We start from the raw sequence: 18,011 nt of genomic DNA on the forward strand, positions 1-18,011 counted from the left end.
CGCCGTGCCCGAACCCGCGCTCCCCGCCGACGAGCCCTCGCGTCTGGCCGCGCTGCGCGAGCTCGCCCTGCTCGACACGCCGCGCGAGCCGGCCTACGACGCGCTCGTCGCCACCGCCGCCGCGGCCACCGGCTGCGCGATCGCCACGTTCTCGCTGATCGACGCCGAGCGCCAGTGGGTCAAGGCGGCGCACGGCATCACGCTGGCCGAGGTGCCGCGCCCGCACAGCCTGTGCGCCCGCGCCATCCTCGGCACGGCCCCGCTGGTGATCGACGACACCGGCACCGAGGGCCTGCGCTTCTACGCCGGCGTGCCGCTGGTGCTCGACGGCCAAGGGCTCGGCACGCTGGCGGTGATGGACCGCGCGCCGCGCACGCTCGACGCCGCGCAGCACGCCGCGCTGCTCGGGCTGGCGCGGCTCGGCTGCGAGCTGCTGCGCAGCCGGCGCCGCCTGCGCGCGCTGCACGAGGAGCGCGTGCGGCTGCACGACCTGGCGCGCGCCAGCGGCGACTGGATGTGGGAGCTGGACGAGGCGCTGCGCTACCGCTGGATCTCGGGGCAGTTCGAGCCGGTCACCGGGCTGCCCAGCGAATCGCTGCTCGGCCAGGCCATCGCCGACGCGCCGCTGCTCGACGCGCAGGGCCAGCCCCTGCAGCCGCCGGCCACGCTGCTCGAACTGCTGCGCCGCGGCGAGCCGTTCAGCCGCACCGTCACCGCCAAGCACACGCCGCGCGGCCGGCTGCTGGTGTCGCGCAGCGCCCTGCCCATCGTCGACACCGACGGCCGCCTGCGCGGCTGGCGCGGCACGGCGCGCGACGTCACCGCGCAGATCGACGCGCGCAGCAGCGCGACGCGCCACGACGAACTGCTGCGCAAGCTGTCGTCGCAGATCCCGGGGATGATCTTCCAGTTCGTCAGCCACGCCGACGGGCGGCGCTCCTTCCCCTACATCAGCCGCGGCGTCGAGGAGGTGTTCGGCGTGCCCGCCGCGCAGGTGATCGCGCACCCCGACCACGCCTTCGAGATCGTGCACGCCGACGACCGCGCGCGCGTGCTGGCCGGCATCGAGCGCTCGGGCCGCGAGCTGAGCCGCTGGCACGACGTCTACCGCTGCACGCTGGCCGACGGCCGGCTGCGCTGGATCGAGACGCACGCCTCGCCCGAGCGCCTGCCCGACGGCGCGACGCTGTGGCACGCCTTCAGCGCCGACGTCACCGAGCGCGAGCAGACCGCGCACGCGCTGCGCCGCATCGAGGCGCGCTGGCAGATGGCCGCGCGCGCCACCGGGCTCGGCCTGATGGAGCTGGACCTCGCCGGCCGCCGCCTGCAATTCGACGAGCGCGCCTGCGCCCACCACGGTCTGCCGCATCCGCAGCCGGCGCGCACCATCGACGACTGGGCCGCCGCGATCGCGCCCGAGGACCGCGAGCGCACCGTGGCCGCCTTGCGGCGCGCCATCGCCGGCGGCGGGCCGCTGCACGCGCGGGCGCGCATGCGCCGCCCCGACGGCGGCGCCTACACGCTCGAATTCGTCGGCAACACGCTGCTCGACACGCACGGCGCGCACGGCGGCATGGTGATCACCTGCCGCGACGTCACCGAGCAGGCCGAGACCGAGCGGCTGCGCCAGGACAAGGAGAACGCCGAGCGCGCCAACCGAGCCAAGAGCGAGTTCCTCTCGCGCATGAGCCACGAGCTGCGCACGCCGCTGAACGCCATCCTCGGCTTCGCGCAGTTGATGGCGCTGGACCGCCGGGCGCCGCTGGCGCCCGACCAGCAGGGCCGCATCGACAAGGTCGTGCAGGCCGGCACGCACCTGCTCGCGCTGATCAACGACGTGCTCGACCTGGCGCGCATCGAACACCAGCGCGACGCCTCCGCGCTGGTGCTCGAACCGGTGGACGCCGGCGCGGCGCTGGCGCACTGCCTGGCGCTGGTGGCGCCGCTGGCCGAGACGGCCGGCATCCACCTGCCGGCGCCGCGGGCCGGCGCCGCGGCGCACTGGGTGCGCGCCGAACGGCGCGCGCTCGAACAGGTGCTGGTGAACCTGCTGTCCAACGCGATCAAGTACAACCGGCCGGGCGGCGCGGTGCACGTCGACATCGTGCGCATCGACGGCCACGTGCGCATCGCCGTGCGCGACGAGGGCGCCGGACTCACGGCGCAGCAGCAGGCGCGGCTGTTCCAGCACTTCGAGCGCCTCGGCGCCGAGGCCAGCGGCGTGCCCGGCAGCGGCCTCGGGCTGGTGATCACGCGCGAGCTGGTGCAGGCGATGGGCGCGGCGCTGCAGGTGCGCAGCGCGCCCGGCAGCGGCTCGACCTTCAGCGTGGTGCTGGCCGCCAGCGAGCCCGCCCCCGATACCGGCATCGACGGCGACGCGCCGGCGCACACGGAGCCGGAACCCTTGCCGGCCGAGGCCTCCAGCACGCCGCGCTGCGTGCTCTACATCGAGGACGAGCCGCTCAACGCGCTGCTGATGCACGAGGTGTTCCGGCTGCGCCCGGCGTGGTCGCTGCACGTGGCCACCAGCGGCCACGACGGCCTGGCGCGCGCCGCCGCGCTGCACCCCGACCTGGTGCTGGTCGACATGAACCTGCCCGACCTCGGCGGCGCCGAAGTCGTGCGGCGGCTGCGCGAGGCGCCGGCGACGCGCACGCTGCGCTGCATCGCGCTGTCGGCCGACGCGATGGCGCCGCAGATCGCGGCGGCGCGCGAGGCCGGCTTCGAGGACTACTGGACCAAGCCGATCGACGTGCGCGAGGTACTGGCCGGCTTGCAGCGCGTGTTCGGCTGAGCCAGCGCCGCGGGCATGAAAAAGCCGGCCACGCGGGCCGGCTTGCAGTCTGCGCGGCCCCGGGGGGCCGCCGCAGCATCGCTCACTTCAGGTGGGCGTTGACGTACTTCGTCAGCTCGAACATCGAGACCTGAGCCTGCTTGGTGACGTCCTTCAGCTTGGCGTCGGCGTTGATCAGCGTGCGCTTGATCTTGTCCTGCAGGCCGTGCTTCTTGATGTACTCCCACACCTTCTTGGTCACCTCGGTGCGCGGCAGCGGCTTGTCGCCGATGATCGCGGCCAGTGCCGAGCTGGGGGTCATCGGCTTGAGGAACGCGGCGTTCGGGGTGCGCTTCTTGGCCGGAGCCTTCTTCGCGGCAGCCTTCTTCGCCGGTGCCTTCTTCGCCGGGGCGGCCTTCTTGGCCGGCGCCTTCTTGGCCGCAGCCTTCTTCGCCGGAGCGGCGGCCTTCTTGGCCGGGGCCTTCTTCGCTGCCGCCTTCTTGGCGGGAGCCTTCTTCGCAGTTGCCATGTCGATTCTCTCCATCAAAAGTCTGATTGATGTGCCCGGGATGGGCGAGGCTCGCGTGGAACCTCATTTCTCCATAGCACCGTGCGGAGCGAATGGTATAGCGTGCCTGCTGCATTGAGAAGCAGTTTTCACTCGTGGCGAGTCGATCTTGTCGAGCGAAAGTGCGCTTTTGTCGCGCTCAAGCGTCACCTGGGGCGCTCCCAGGGAGCGCCGGCTGCGATTTCGGCGCATCGAAGAGCAGTTCGCGCGGCACCGCATCGAGCGTCGCGATGCCCGCCAGCGCCATCGCGATCTCGAGTTCGTCGCGCAGCAGGCGCAGCGCGTGCGCCACGCCTTGCGGCCCCGCGGCCGCCAGCGCGAAGACGATGGGCCGGCCCACCAGCACCGCGCGCGCGCCGAGCGCGAGCGCCTTGAGCACGTCGGTGCCGCGGCGGATGCCGCCGTCGACCAGCAGCGGCAGCGTGCCGCCGAGCGCGTCGGCGATGCGCGGCAGCGCCCAGGCCGTCGGCAGCGCGGTGTCGAGCGTGCGGCCGCCGTGGTTGGAGACGATCAGCGCGTCGGCGCCGCGCGCCTGCGCGCGCTTCGCGTCGTCGGGATGCAGCACGCCCTTGAGCACCAGCGGCAGGCGCGTCTGCGCGCGCAGCCAGTCGACGTCGTCCCAGCCCGGCGCGGCGGCGAGCAGGCCGCCGCACAGTTCGCCGCCGCGCGGCAGCGGCGGCGCGCCGGCGAGGTTCACCGCGGCGATGCCGCCGGGCAGCGCGAAGCCGGCGCGGCGCTCGCGGTCGCGCGCGCCGTGCATGGGCGCGTCGACGGTCAGCACCAGCGCCTCGAAGCCGGCCGCTTCGGCGCGCCGCACCAGGTCGAGGTCGAAGCCGCGGTCGCCCTGCAGGTAGAGCTGGAACCACAGCGGGCCGCGCGTCGCCTCGGGCAGCACCAGCCGCGCCACGTCTTCGAGCGGCACGCTGGCCTGCGCCGAGAGCACCATGCCGGCGCCTTGCACCGCGGCGGCGAAGCCGCTGGCGAGTTCGCCGCCGTCGTGCGCGAGGCGCTGGAAGGCCATCGGCGCGACCAGGATCGGGTGCGCCAGCGTGCGGCCCAGCAGCTCGACGCGCGTGTGCCCGTGCGCCAGCGTGCGCAGCACGCGCGGGTGCAGCCAGTGCGCGGCCCAGGCCTCGCGGTTGGCGCGCAGCGTGATCTCGTCGGCCGCGCCGCCGGCGAAGTAGGCCCAGGCGTTGGCGTCGAGGCGCTCGCGCGCCAGCGCCTCGTAGTCGTCGAGACGAATCGCGGCACCCTCGAGCGGCCGCCGCGGATCCGGCTCCGCCGGTCCGCCAGCGGCGCCCCCCCGGGGGGGAGCGCCGGAGGCGCTGCGGGGGGGGGTCACGTATCCGCCCAGAGGCGCAGCAGGTTGTGGTAGGTGCCGGTCAGCGCCACCACGCCCGCGTCCATCTCGCCCACCGTCGAGCGCAGGTGCATCAGCGCGCGGTCCATCTCGAACAGCAGGCTGCGCTGCTCGTCGCTGCGCACCATGCTCTGCACCCAGAAGAAGCTGGCCACGCGCGCGCCGCGGGTCACCGGCTCGACGCGGTGCACGCTGGTGCTCGGGTAGAGCACCATGTCGCCGGCCGGCAGCTTGACGCGGCGCTCGCCCGCGGCGCCGTCGATGACGAGCTCGCCGCCGTCGTACTCGTGCGGGTCGGCGAGGAACAGCGTGCACGACAGGTCGGTGCGCACGCGCCCGGCCGGCGTGTAGCGTATGGCCGCGTCGACGTGGTTGCCGTAGGTGTTGGCCTCGCCGGCGTAGCGGTTGAACATCGGCGGGAAGATGTTCTTCGGCAGCGCCGCCGAGAAGAAGGTGGCGTGGCGCTCCAGCGCGTGCAGCACCAGCGCGCGCAGCGCGCGCGCGGCCTCGCCGTCCTGGGCGAGCTGCTGGTTGTTCTTCACCGTGGCGGCCTGGGCGCCGGCCGTGGCGCGGCCGTCCTCCCAGGCCGCGCCGGCCAGCAGCCGGCGCGCCTCGCGCAGTTCGTCGGGGTTCAGCACCCCGCTCAGGGTCAGGAGCATGGCGGCGGCTCTGCTCGTTGGAGAAAGGGAAAAGGCCTCAGAACTTGACGGTGCTGGTCAGTTGCACCGTGCGTCCCTTGCCTGGAATGTAATGGCCCCGGTAGAGCTGGTCGGCGTACAGCTTGTCGGTCACGTTGGTGACGTTCAGCTTGAAGGCCAGGTTGCCGGTGGTGTACTCGGCCATCAGGTCGCCGGTGACGAACTTCGGCGCGTAGAAGTTCGCCAGGTAGGGCCGCGTGCCGCTGCGCGCGGTCAGGCCGCCGCCGACGCGCCAGCTCGGCGAGAGCCGGTAGGTGGTCCAGACCGTGCCCGAGTGGCGCGGCGTCATCGCCGGGCGGCTGCCTTCGACTTCGCCGCCCACCAGGATGCCCTTGTCGACCTTGGCCGACGGGATCCACTCGTAGGCCGCGAACAGCTCCCACTCCGGCGTGATGCGGCCGGCGAAGTCGAGGTCGATGCCGGCGGCGTGGCGCTTGCCGGAGAGGATGTAGTTGTCCGGGCTGACCGTGTCCTGGTCGGTGTTGCGCTCGTTGTACTTGGTGGCGTGGAAGAGCGCGAAGCGCGTCGTGAAGCGGCCCTGCGCCCAGTCGATCGCGCCGCCCAGCTCGATGTTGCGGCTGGCCTCCGGCGGCGTGTTCGCGCCCTTGGGGTCGAACGAGTAGGCGTCGCCGAAGGTGTTGAACGAGGTGCCGTAGGACAGGTGGTAGGACTGGTGGTCGGTCGGCTGGAACAGCAGGCCGAAGCGCTTGCTCCACAGCGAGTCCTTGCGGTCGCGCTGGGCGGTCTCGGTGCCGGGAGGCGTGGTGTTGGTGCCGCCCAGGTTGGCTGTGGCATAGGTGCGGTAGTCACCGTCGAACTGGTCCCAGCGCAGGCCGGCGAGCAGCTTCCACTTCGGCATGAACTCGACCAGGTCCTGCGCGTACACGCCGATCGCCTTGGCGTCGAAGGTCTGGCTGCGGCGAACGGAGCGGGCGCCCTCGTTGACCGCGCCGCTGTCGCCCGGCGTGCCGATCGTGGTGTTCGGCTTGGCGGGAATCGTCACGCCGGGCGGCGTCACCGTGGCATAGCGGTTGAAATCGTCGATCGCGATGTCCACGCCCGACAGCAGCGCGTGCTTCATGCCGAGGGCATCGAACTTGCCGCTGTAGTCGCTCTGCAAGTAGATGCTGTCCATGTCCTGGATCTTGTTCGTGCCGTTCGGATTGCCGCGCGTCAGCACCGTGTCCGGCCCGATGGTCGCGGGCGAAACCGCCACGCCGCCGGGCTGCAGCGCCATACCCGCGAAGCGGATCGGGCTGGCGCGCTGGTCGCGCGTGTAGCGCCCGATGCGCAGCACCGTGCGCAGTTCGTTGTCGGTGCTGAAGCGGTGCGTGTGCGTCAGCGTGCCCCAGGTCGTGCCGCCGGCCATGTAGTCGCTGGCCGCGCCGTAGTAGGCGTCGGGCTCGAAGGCATCGTTGATCTTGTTCTGCAGCCAGGGGAAGCCGTAGTTGATGCCGTTCTTGTACTGCAGCTTGTACAGGCCGACCGAGAACTCGTCGCGCGTGCCGATGCCCCAGCGGAAGGTCGGCGCGATGCCCAGCTTGTCGATCTCGTTGCCGCCCAGGTCGGCCTGGTTGACCAGCGCGTTGACGCGCAGCGCCGATTCGTCGCCGGTCTTGACGTTGAAGTCGCCGGTGCCGCGCACGAAGCTGCCGTTGCCCAGCGTCAGCGACAGCTCGTTCTGGTTCATCAGCATCGGCTGCTTGTTGACCTGGTTCACCGCGCCGCCGGTCGAGCCGCGCCCGAACAGCATCGAGGCCGAGCCGCGCATCACCTCGAGGCGGTCCCAGTTGAAGCTGTCGCGGTCGTAGAAGCCCGGGTCGCGCATGCCGTCGAGGAAGATGTCGCCGGTGGACTGCAGCGCGAAGCCGCGCAGGCGGATGTCCTCCTCCTGGCCCTCGGCGGCCTGGAAGGTGATGCCGGCGGTGTTGCGCAGCGCGTCCTTCATCGTGTCGAGGTTGCGGTCGTCGATCAGGCGCTCGGTGACCACGGTGATCGACTGCGGAATGTCGCGCAGCTCCTGCTGGCCCTTGCCGATGCGCGTCTCGGTGGCGCGCACGCCGTCCTTGCCCTGCGTCTCGGCCTGCGCCTTCACCTTGATCGGCGCCAGCGTGGCCTCGTTCTTGGCCTCCTCGGCCGGCGCGGCGGTCTGAGCCTGCGCGCTGCCGAACGCCAGGCCGAAGCCGGCGGCCAGCGCGCCCAGCGGCAGCAGGGGCGATGCGGCCGGCGCGCTGCGCCGGGCTTGTCTGCGGTTGCTCTTCATGGGTTCCTCACTCCTCGTTGTCTGGGGGTTTGTGTCTTCAGGGACGTGTCTTCAGGGGTTCTCGGGGTCGCTGACGAAGCCCACCTTGGTCAGTCCGGCGCGCGAGGCGTCGGCCAGCGTGCGCGCCACGTGGCGGTAGGGCACGGCCTGATCGGCGCGCAGGTGGATCTCGGGCTGCGGCTGCTGCCGGCCGGCCGCGGCAAAGCGCGCGGCGGCCTCTTCGCGCGAGACCTGCTCGCCGTTCCAGTAGAGCTTGCCGGTGGCGTCGATCGCGAACTCGACCTTGTCCGCCTTGGCCTGGTTGACCTGCGAGCTGGCCTGCGGCAGCTCGAGCTTGACGGCGTGGGTGAGCAGCGGCGCGGTGACGATGAAGATCACCAGCAGCACCAGCATCACGTCGATCAGCGGCACCATGTTGATGTCGGAGACCGGCGCGCTGCCGCGCTGCGAATCGAAGCTGGCGAAGGCCATGGGCGCCTCCTTCCGCTCAGGCCGCGCGCGTCGGCACGGCGCGCACCGGCGGCGCCGGCGGCGCGTCGGCGGCGGCCAGCGGCTGGCCCATCGCGACGAAGGTGTGCACCTCGTAGGCGAAGGCGTCCAGGCGCGACATCAGCACGCGGTTGGCGCGCGTCAGCCAGTTGTAGCCCACCACCGCGGGAATCGCGACCGCCAGGCCCAGGCCGGTCATGATCAGCGCCTCGCCCACCGGGCCGGCCACCTTGTCGAGCGTGCCCGAGCCGCTCATGCCGATGGCCACCAGCGCGTGGTACACGCCCCAGACCGTGCCGAACAGGCCGACGAAGGGCGCCGTGGCGCCGACGGTGGCGAGCACCGCCAGGCCGTTTTCCATGCGCGTGTTCTCCTCGTCGAGCACCTTCTTGATGGTGCGCGTGACGAAGTCGCTCGCCGTGCCGGCCTCTTCGAGCTTGGCGGCGCCGTAGCGCGCGTGGTGCGACTGCGCCTGCATCGCGTGGCTGGCCAGGTGCGAGAACGGGTCGCGCGCGCCGTGCGTGACGATCTCGTGCTGCACCGCCTCCAGCGAAGTGGCGTTCCAGAAGAAGTTCAGGAAGGTGTTGCTGCGGCGGCGGCGCGCGACCAGCGTCAGGCCCTTGAGGGCGATGATCACCCACGACAGCACCGACATCAGCACCAGCACCGCCAGCAGCGTCTTGCCCACCGCATCGCTTTGCGCGATGAAGTGGCCGAAGCCCAGCGAGGTTTCAGCGTTCACGTTCATTTCTCCAGTTCGAAGGGAATCGGGATGCGCGCCCAGCCGGCGATCGGCTGGCCGTTCTCGGTGGGCGGGCGGAAGCGGGCGCGGCGCACGCCTTCGACCGCCGCCTCGTCGAGCCGCGCGAAGCCGCTGGACTGCAGCACCTGCACCTGGCGCGGCAGGCCGTCGGAGCCGACGTACACGCGCACGATCACCTGGCCCGATTCGTTGAGCCGGCGCGAGGCGCGCGGGTACACCGGGTCGGGCGGGTCGAGGTACTGGATCGCCGAGGCGGGCAGCTCGCGCGTGGGCTGCGGCGGCGGTGGCGGCGCGGGCGGCGCCGGGGCCACGGCCACCACCGGCGGCGGCTCCGGCGGCGCGGGCGGCACCGGCTCGGGCGGCGGCTCGGGCACGACGAAGGGCGGCGGCGCCGGGCTGGGCCTGGGCGGCGCGGCGATCACCGGCGCCGGCGGCGGCGGCTTCTTCAACGGCGGTGGCGGCGGCGGCGGCTCGGGCGGACGCTCGGGCGCCGGCGGCGCGATGAGGTCGACGAACAGCGGCGCGGCCTCGGCCACCGCGTTGCGCACCGCGTCGACCTGCATCAGGCCCCAGGCGGCGGCGCCGTGCAGCGCCAGGATCGCCAGCACGGCAATGCGGCGCTGCGCGGGCGGGAGTTCGTCTCGTTGGGGTGGTCGGGGCACGGTGGTTCGTGGTTCGGGCTGTCGCAACCGACTAGATTAACACGAATCATTCGTATTACTTCCGATTGTTAACGGAAGTCAAGACGGTGCGCGCCGCGCACGGTTATTCTTCGCCCCATGAAGATCCTGATCCGCTGGCTGCTGCTGGCCTCGGCATTGCTGCTGGTGGCCTACCTCTACCCGGGCGTGAGCGTGAAGAGCTTCGGCTCGGCGATGATCGCGGCGTTTGTCATCGGCATCTTCAACACGCTGCTGCGTCCGCTGCTGGTGCTGCTGACGCTGCCGGTGACGCTGCTGACGCTCGGACTGTTCCTGTTCGTGATCAACGCGCTGATGTTCTGGGCCGCCGCCAACATCCTCGAAGGCTTCACGGTCAGCGGCTTCGCGGCCGCGCTGATCGGCTCGCTGATCTACAGCGCCTGCGGCATCGTGATCGACGCGGCGATGGAGCGCCTCTTCGCGTCGCGCAAGCTGGTGGCCTGAGCGGGGTCCTGCGCCGCCTGCGCGCGCAGCGTCGCGCCGCGCACCTCGAAGCGCACCGTCTGCACCGCGCGCCCGCGCGCGTCGAGCAGACTCAGTTCGTGCCGGCCCGGCCAGGGCGCCCAGCGCAGCCGGCTGCCGGTGCCCAGGCGCTTGCCGTCGAGCAGCCAGGTGCCGTGCTCGCCCTCGAAGACGATGCGCTGCGCCTGCGGCGGGATGTCGGGGTCGAGCGCGAAGCGGCTGCCGTCGCGCGGGCTGGTGATGCCGAAGCTGCGCTGCGGCGCGAGCTGCGCGCTGGCGCGCCAGCGTGCCTGCTCGGTGCCGGCGAGGAACAGCTCGTCGCGCGCCGGCTCGCGGCCGCCGTCGAATTCGATGCGCTGCGCCAGCACGCCGGCCGGCCGCGCCGGCGCGCGCGAGGGCCGGCCTTCGTGCAGCGCCGCGACGATCTCGCGCCAGATGGGCGCCGCGCCGCTGATGCCCGACACCGCGTGCATCGCCGCGCCGCTGGCGTTGCCGACCCACACGCCGACGGTGTAGCGATCGGTGAAGCCGACGCACCAGTTGTCGCGCAAGTCCTTGCTGGTGCCGGTCTTCACCGCTGCGAAGCCGCGCGTGGCCAGCGCGCTGGACAGTCCGAAGGTGCGCGCGCGCGCCGCGTCGTCGGCCAGGATGTCGACCACCAGGTGCACCGCGCCGGCGTCGGCCACGCGCCGCGGCGCCGGCGCCTCGCCGCGCAGCGACGGCGCGCCGAACAGCCCGCCGTTGGCCAGCGCGCGGTAGGCGTTGGCCAGGCCGAGCAGCGTGACGTCGGCGCTGCCCAGCGCGAGCGCCGCGCCGTGGTGGCCGCCGCTCTCGGCCAGCGCGAGGCCGAAGTCGTTCAGCCGCGCGAACAGCGCGTCCGGCCCTAGCATCGCGCCGGCGCGCACCGCCGGCACGTTCAGGCTGTTGCCCAGCGCGCTGCGCACGCTGACCCAGCCCTTGAAGTCGCGGTCGTAGTTCTGCGGCAGGTACAGCCCGGCGGCGGTGGCGATCTGCGCCGGCGAGTCGTCGAGCAGGCTGGCCGGCGTCAGCAGGCGGCGCTCGAAGGCGAGCTGGTAGACGAAGGGCTTGATCGTCGAGCCCGGCTGGCGCCGCGCCAGCACGCCGTCGACCTGCGCCGCCGCCGAGGTGGCGCCGTTGGCGCCGACCCAGGCCAGCACCGCGCCGCTGGCGTTGTCGAGCACGACGATGGCGCCGTCCTCCACGTTGCGGCCCGAGAGTTCGGCGAGCTGGCGGCGCAAGGCGCCGATCGCCAGGCGCTGCACGCGCGCATCCAGCGTGCTCGGCTGGCGCGCCGGGCCGGCGGGGTCCATCACCTGGCGCGCGAAGTGCGGCGCGAGCTGCTCGCCCAGCGGCATCGCGCCGCGCCGCTCCAGCGCGGCGCGCGTGATCACGTCCAGGCCTTCGCAGCCCAGCGCCTGCTGCTTCAGCAGTTCGCAGGCGCGCTGCGCGACGCGCTGCGGCGCGGCGTTGGGCGCGCGCACCAGCGCCGCGATGATGGCGGCCTCGGTGTCGTCGAGCCCGCTGGCGTGCTTGCCGAACAGCGTCTGCGCGATCGCGCCCACGCCGACCAGCTCGCCGCGCAGCGGCACGGAGTTCAGGTAGGCCTCCAGGATCTGGCTCTTGCGCCAGCGCCGTTCGAGCTGCGTCGCGGTGAAGGCCTGGCCGAGCTTGCGCGCCGCGCTGCGCCCGCCCTCGGGCCGCGCCAGGCCGTCGTCGAGCAGGCCGGCGAGCTGCATCGTCAGCGTCGAGGCGCCGCGTGTGCGCGTGTTCCACAGGTTGCTCCAGGCGCTGGCCGCCACCGCGCGCCAGTCGACGCCGCTGTGCTCGTGGAAGCGCCTGTCCTCGCTGGCGATCACGGCGCGCAGCAGCGCCGGCGACATCTGCTCGATGGCCACCCATTCGAGGCGGCGCACCTGCTTGTCGACGCGCAGCGTCTGCACCGCCACGCCGTGGCGGTCGAGCAGCACGAGGTCCGACGGGCGGTGCGCGGCGCGCACCTCGTCGAAGCCGGGCAGCGCCTGCGCCGCCGTCGAGACGGCGAGCGCGAGCGCGGCCAGCGCGCGCTTCACGGCGCGACCTCCAGCGCCGCGTTGGGCAGCTCGCCGAAGGCCTCGGGCGCGTACATCGCCTCGACGCGCGTCGGCGGCAGCGCGAAGCGGCCGGGGTTGTTGAGCCGCACGCTGTACTCCACCACGTGCCTGCCGCGCGGCAGGAATTCGTAATAGCCGCGCCAGGCCTCGAAGCTGCGTTCCTCGTAAGCCAGCCACGCGCCGCCTTCGCGCTTCTCGCCGCGCGTGGCGAGCGCCGAGTCGCGGCCCAGGCCCGAGCCCAGCAGCGTGGCGCCGGCGGGCACCGGATCGCTCACCACCACCCAGCTCATGTCGGACTGCGCGTCGATTTCAAGGCGCACGCGCATCACGTCGCCGCGCGACCAGCGGCCGCCGTCCTTGCGCTCGACCGCGCCGACGCTGCGCGTGATCGCGTAGCCGGCGCGCAGCGGCGCTTCGAGCGGAATCGCGGCCAGGCTTTGCACCGTCAGCCAGGGCTTGCCGGCGCCCTGGTGGTTCACCGCCAGCGTGCCCGGCGCGGCCGGCCAGGGCAGCGTGAAACGATCGCCCTCGGGCTTGGCGGCCCAGTCCAGCGTCCGCGACGCGGCGCCGCTGCTCGCGCTGCTGCGCCCGGCCACTTTCTCGGCCTCGAACCTGGCCGAGAACTTGTCGAGCGCCAGCGAGCCCCACAGGTTGGCCGTCGTCGTCAGCCACGCGCCGCGCTTCTGGCGCGCCAGGCTGCCCACCACCAGGCGCGGCAGGTCGTCCTTCCAGCCGGGCTCGTCCAGCGTCGCGAGGATCAGCCGCGCGGCGTTGGCGTCGGCGCTGTCCATCAGCCACCACCAGAAGTCCTCGTCCTCGGTGGAAAAGCGCAGCGTGCTGCCGCTGAACGTCAGCCGCGCGCGCAGGATCTGCTGCGCTTCCTCGATGCGCCCGGCGCGCTCGGGAATGCCTTCGACGCGGCGCAGGATCGAGAGCCAGTCGATCACCGCCGCGGTCGGCCACAGGTTCGGCGTGAGCTTGATAGCCCCCAGCATCCTCGGCTGCGCGCGGCCGTGGCGCGACAGCGCCTCCAGCGCGGCGAGCTTGCGCACGTCCAGGTCGGCCCGGGGCGACCAGAAACGCCGCTCGATGCGCCCTTCGACGAAGGCGGCCAGGCCGTCGAGCATCGCCTTGCGCGCGGCCTCGGGCAGCGCGAAGCCGGCTTCGTGCGTCGCGGCGATCAGGTAGGCGGTGAGGCGGTCGCTGCCGCGCGCGCCGTCTTCGGCGCGCGGCGGGAAGTAGTTGGCCAGGCCGTCGCCGTCCAGATAACCCGGCAGCTCGCCGCTGACCGTGGCCCACAGCGCCGCGTCGCGCAGGCCCACCGCCTTGGACACCTTCTGCTCCAGGCAGACGAAGGGGTAGCTCTCGAAAAAGCGCCGCAGCCCGGGCAGCGCGCCGGTGAGCCGGGGCTGCAGGCCGACGGACAGGCCGCCGCGCTTCGCGCCGCTGGCGGGCAGCGCATCGGCCGGCGCCGCCACCGGCAGCGAGAAGCCGCCGTCGAGCTGCGCCAGCGTCGCCTGCAGCACGCGCACCGGCACCGCCGCGCTCACCTGTTGCGTCACCTTCAGCGCATCCTTCGCGCCGGCGCCGCCCTGCTCCTGCACGCTGGCCTGCCAGGTGATGCTGAAGGCGTCCGCCGGCACGTCGATCGGCCAGCTCACTTCCTGCGCCGCGCCGGCGGCCAGCGTCAGCGCCTGCGGCGGCAGGTTCAGCGGCGTGCGCACGATCTCGCCGCCAGCGCCGTTGCCGTTGGCGGTGCCGGCCAGCGTGGCGCGCAGCGTCATCGCCCGCGCGGTGGTGTTGCGCAGCGTCAGCAGCGCGGCGAAGCGGTCGCCCTCGCGCACCAGCGGCGGCAGGCCGGAGAGCATCTGCAAGTCCTGCGTGACGCGGATGCTGGTCGCGCCGCTGCCGAAGCGCTGCGCGCCGTCGTCGGCGATCGCGACGAGGCGGAAGCTGGTCAGCGAATCGTTCAGCGGCACCTCGACCAGCGCCTCGCCCTTGGCGTCGAGCGTGATGCGGTCTTTCCACAGCAGCAGCGTGTCGAACAGCTCGCGCGTGCCGCCGCGCCCGCCGCCGCCGCCCGCGGCCACCGCCTTGCGGCCGTAGTGGCGCCGGCCGACGATCTCGCTCTGGCCGGTGGCCGTGGCCACGCCCCAGGCGCGCTGGCGCAGCATCGCGTGCAGCAGGTCCCACGACGCGTTGCCGCGCAGCGCGAGCAGCCCTTCGTCGACCGCCGCGAACGCCACCTCGGCGTTCGCCAGCGGCTGGCCGGCGTGCAGCACCTGGATGCGCGCCTTGGCGGTCTGGCGCACCGCGTACTGCGGCTGGTCGGCCGCGACCTTCACCTGAAGCTCGTGCTCGGCCAGGCCCACCTGCAAGGCCGCCACGCCGAGCTTGAAGGCCGGCTTGGCCAGGTCGACCATCGCGGTCGGGGGCGCGTAGTCGGGGCCCTCGTCGCGGTAGGCGCGCCACCACGCGAGCGGCTGCTTCCAGCCCCACTGGAACAGCGAGTACCATGGCACCTCGCGCACCCGGCCGCGCAGCGCCAGCACGCTGACGTAGACGTTGGGCGCCCAGCCCTTCTCGATCTTCAGCGCGATGTTCGGGTCGTCGCCACGCAGCGCGACGACGCGCGTGTCCATCACGCCCTCGCGCTCGATCGCCACCAGCGCGGTGGCGGCGCGGAACGGCATGCGCAGTTGCAGCGTCGCGGTCTCGCCCGGCTCGTAGCGCTTCTTCTCGGGCAGCAGGTCGACGCGGTCGTCGTTGTCCTGCGCGAACCACAGCTCGCCGTGGCGCGTCACCCAGACGTCGGTGGCGGCCTCGGCGACACGGCCGGCGCCGTCCTTGGCCGCCACCACCAGCTCCACCTGCCCGGCGCTGTCCAGCTTCGCCTCGCAGGCGAGCTGGCCGCGCTCGTCGCTGCTGCCCGTGCACAGCGTGCCGAGCTCCTTGACCTCGGTGCGGTTGTCGTAGGCGTAGAAGCCGCCGACGATGCGCTTGCGCGTGCTGATCACCTGCGACAGCCGCGCGCGCACTTCCAGCGCCTGGCCCTTGAGCGGCTTGCCGGCGGTATCGAGCGCCAGCGCGGTGAAGTTCACCTTGCCGCGCACGCTGGCCCACGAGCCGGCGCGGATGCCGGGCAGCACCGCGGCGGGCCACAGCTTCAGCGTGGTGGCCACCGTCTGCGCCTCGCCGTTCGGGTCGGTGTAGCTCACCTCGGCCAGCAGCTCGCTCGGGCGTTCGATCTTCGGCAGGTTCTTCAGCGCCACGGTGGCGGCGCCGGCCTTGTCGGTGGCGAGCGCGAGCTTGTCGGCCACCAGCACGCCGTCGCCGTGCGGCGAGTCTTCGTCGCCCGTCTCGTCGGCGGCGGCCTCGGCGCCGCGCGGCGGCTGGAAGCTGTAGTCCTCGTAGCCGGGCAGGCTCACGCCGCGCGGGCGCAGCAGCGCGCTGGCCTTGATCGGCGCGTTGCCCATCGCGCCGCCGGACAGGAAGTTGAGCTGCACCGCGAGGTCGAGCGCCGCCGGCGCGATCGGCAGCTCGCGCGGGCCGCTCACGCGCGCATCGACCATCGGCACGCGGAACTCCTCGACGCGGAAGTCGCCGCTGTCCCAGCGCTGCTGCAGGCGTTCGTCGGCGTTCGAGCGCTGCAGCAGCACGCGGTAGCTGCCGAGCTTGGCGGCCGCCGGGATGTGCCAGCTCGAGGTGGCGCTGCGCGTGCCGCTCCAGGCCAATGGCAGCACCACTTCCTCGCCGCTGCCTTCGTGCACGAGCACGGCGCGGTCGGGCAATGCCTTGGCGTCGAGGTTGACGAGGCCGCTGGCGGCTTCGCCGCGCACGAAGTGCTTCATGGCCACCGTTTCGCCGGCGCGCAGCAGCGTGCGGTCGAACACCGTGTGCGCCACCGTCTCGGCCTGCGGCCCGCTGGCGGTCGGGTGCGCGAAGCGCCACGGCTCTATGCCCTTCTGCCAACTGCTGAACACGAAGGCCATGTCGGCGCCGCTGCGCGCGGTGACGAAGAAGCCGCCGTCGGCCGGGCAGTCGCCCTGCTCGGCCAGCGCGCGCTCGACCCGGGCGATGCCGCTGGCGTCGCTGCGGCCAGCCCACAGGCGCGCGCCGCGGCAGTCGTTGACCGCCACCTCGGCATCGGCCACCGGCTTGCCGCGGTCCAGCGAGGTCACCCACACCAGCGCGTTCTCGCGCCCGATCTTGACGTGCACGCCGAGGTTGGTGGCCAGCACCGCGCTGCGCACGAACACCGGCGCGTCGCGGTCGAGCAGCGCCTGGCCGAGCCGGCGCGACTCGATCTCGACGACGTGGAAACCCGGCTGCGCGAGCGGAATGCCCACCACCTCGAAGGGCCGCGGGTCGCCGCCGGCGAGCGCGGGCAGTTCGAGGCGCTGCGCCTGCGCGTCGCTGGCCAGCAGCGACACCTCGCGCGTGCCCACGTAACGCTCGACGCGGCGCTCGACGACGCGCCCGCGCGCGTCGGTCTCGCGCACGGTCTCGGTCCACTCGCGCGAGGGCAGGCCCAGCTCCTTCGCGCTCAGCCGCGCCTCGTGGTACTTGAGCACCTTGGCGTACCAGGCCAGCACCTCGGCATCGCCGTCCAGCCGCTTGATGCGCACCGCGCCGCCGCCGCCGGCCGGGCGCAGCTCGCCCTGCACGTGGCGCAGCGTCACCGGCAGCACCGCGCCGCCGGCCTCGCGCTCGACGATGCCGAAGGGCGCGGCGGCGAACTTCGCGATCGGCGGCGCGTCGCCGGTGGCGACCGCGAGCGGGAAGCTCGATGCGTTGGTGAGCGCGCGGCCGCTGCTGTCCTTCAGGCCTGCCGGCAGCACGACGCGGAAGCGCGCGTTCGCGGCCAGCGGCGTCGGGAAGGCGACGTGCTGCACGTCTTCGCTCTTGTCGTCCTTGTCGAAGGCCGGCGCGATGCCCTGCCCGCCGCCTTCGGGCTGCAGGCGCAGTTGCGCCGCCAGCGCGCGCGGCACCGCCGACGAGAAGCCGACGCTCAGCGGCCGGATCGGCAGGCAGGGCGCGCCGGCGCGTTCGCGCTCGCAGGAGAACTCGGCCTGGAAGGGCGCGCGCACGCGGAACTCGAAACGCTGCTCGACGCTGGTGAGCACCTTCGGGTTGGCCTGCGCCGCGATGCCGCGGCCCCACACGAGGCGCACGCGCGCGTCCGGCGGCAGCGGGCGCTGGCAGGCGGCGAGCAGCGCGTCGGCCCCGGCCCGGGGGGACAGGCGGCGCGCCTTCAGCACCGCCTCGCGCGCGGCGCCTTCGACGATCTTCAGCGGCAGCCGCTCGCCGATGCCCTCGACCTCGCACCAGGCGTTGGCCGCCACGCTGGCCGGCGCGGCGGCACCGGACAGGCGCAGCAGGAAGTGCTGGTCTTCCTCGATCGTGGCGCCGCTCCACGGCTGGGTGGAGACCACCGCCGGCCCGCCGGTGCCGAAGCCGAACTCGCGCGCGCCGCTGACGCTGCCGTTGAGCGGCTTCCAGCCGGCGTCGATCTGCAGCGTGCAGCGCGAGCCCGGCGGCAGCGCCGCGCTGAAGTCGTACAGCCAGGTGCGCTCGTCGGCCCAGCGGCCGCGGCCGCTGATCGAAGTGCCTTCGCAGCGCACGCGCGCCGGATCGGGCAGGCGCAGGTCGCCGAAGGGCACCACGGCCTCGCTGAAGCGCAGCGTCACCTGGCGCACCTGCGCCACCTCGCCGCGCGGCGTCATCGTCGCGACGCTGACGGCCTGCGCCGCCGTGCACGCCAGCGCCGCCAGCCATGCGGCAGCCGCCTTGCCCATCCCTGCACGCATCGTCTCTCCCGGT

Annotated in this window: 11 protein-coding genes; 2 read left to right on the top strand and 9 right to left on the bottom strand. The window is 73.3% G+C overall.

The genetic code is table 11. The annotated features are described in order from the left end of the window. The first annotated feature begins 4 nt into the window (after window positions 1-4). Entirely contained in the window at window positions 5-2,794 is a 2,790-nt protein-coding gene (locus tag QM792_RS01595) for a PAS domain-containing protein (RefSeq protein ID WP_415147422.1), read from the top strand. An 82-nt stretch (window positions 2,795-2,876) separates the two neighbouring features. On the opposite strand, the gene QM792_RS01600 is transcribed toward QM792_RS01595, so the two are convergent. From QM792_RS01600 to QM792_RS01630, 7 genes are all read right to left on the bottom strand, one after another. Continuing rightward, window positions 2,877-3,302, bottom strand: coding sequence for an SWIB/MDM2 domain-containing protein (locus tag QM792_RS01600; protein ID WP_415147423.1), 426 nt, complete (start codon window positions 3,300-3,302; stop codon window positions 2,877-2,879). 178 nt (window positions 3,303-3,480) lie between these two features. Beyond that, window positions 3,481-4,584 carry an alpha-hydroxy acid oxidase gene (locus QM792_RS01605; protein ID WP_415147890.1) on the bottom strand — a complete coding sequence of 368 codons (1,104 nt, stop codon included), beginning with the start codon at window positions 4,582-4,584 and terminating at the stop codon, window positions 3,481-3,483. Between the two features lie 95 nt (window positions 4,585-4,679). After that, window positions 4,680-5,360, bottom strand: coding sequence for a Fe2+-dependent dioxygenase (locus QM792_RS01610; protein ID WP_415147424.1), 681 nt, complete (start codon window positions 5,358-5,360; stop codon window positions 4,680-4,682). A gap of 37 nt (window positions 5,361-5,397) precedes the next feature. After that, window positions 5,398-7,662 carry a TonB-dependent receptor gene (locus tag QM792_RS01615; protein WP_415147425.1) on the bottom strand — a complete coding sequence of 755 codons (2,265 nt, stop codon included), beginning with the start codon at window positions 7,660-7,662 and terminating at the stop codon, window positions 5,398-5,400. Between the two features lie 51 nt (window positions 7,663-7,713). Further along, on the bottom strand, window positions 7,714-8,133 hold the full coding sequence (locus QM792_RS01620; RefSeq protein ID WP_415147426.1) for an ExbD/TolR family protein: 420 nt from the start codon (window positions 8,131-8,133) through the stop codon (window positions 7,714-7,716). A 16-nt stretch (window positions 8,134-8,149) separates the two neighbouring features. Further along, window positions 8,150-8,899, bottom strand: a complete 750-nt coding sequence (locus QM792_RS01625) for a MotA/TolQ/ExbB proton channel family protein (protein ID WP_415147427.1) — start codon at window positions 8,897-8,899, stop codon at window positions 8,150-8,152. Continuing rightward, window positions 8,896-9,576 (bottom strand): energy transducer TonB, encoded by a 681-nt coding sequence (locus QM792_RS01630; protein ID WP_415147428.1) that lies wholly within the window; start codon window positions 9,574-9,576, stop codon window positions 8,896-8,898. Before QM792_RS01630 ends, QM792_RS01625 begins: the two co-directional genes overlap by 4 nt. 117 nt (window positions 9,577-9,693) lie before the next feature. On the opposite strand from QM792_RS01630, the gene QM792_RS01635 reads away from it, so the two are divergent. Next, on the top strand, window positions 9,694-10,059 hold the full coding sequence (locus tag QM792_RS01635) for a phage holin family protein (protein WP_415147429.1): 366 nt from the start codon (window positions 9,694-9,696) through the stop codon (window positions 10,057-10,059). Here QM792_RS01635 and pbpC read toward each other — a convergent pair. Together pbpC and QM792_RS01645 are read right to left on the bottom strand one after the other, a co-directional pair. Beyond that, complete coding sequence (pbpC, locus tag QM792_RS01640) at window positions 9,987-12,167, bottom strand: penicillin-binding protein 1C (protein WP_415147430.1); 2,181 nt, start codon at window positions 12,165-12,167, stop codon at window positions 9,987-9,989. The genes QM792_RS01635 and pbpC overlap by 73 nt on opposite strands. Next, window positions 12,164-17,998 (bottom strand): alpha-2-macroglobulin family protein, encoded by a 5,835-nt coding sequence (locus tag QM792_RS01645; protein ID WP_415147431.1) that lies wholly within the window; start codon window positions 17,996-17,998, stop codon window positions 12,164-12,166. The genes pbpC and QM792_RS01645 overlap by 4 nt, the downstream gene beginning before the upstream one ends. Window positions 17,999-18,011 lie beyond the last annotated feature (13 nt).

Source organism: Piscinibacter sp. (genome assembly GCF_047600445.1).
Lineage (GTDB): Bacteria > Pseudomonadota > Gammaproteobacteria > Burkholderiales > Burkholderiaceae_C > Piscinibacter.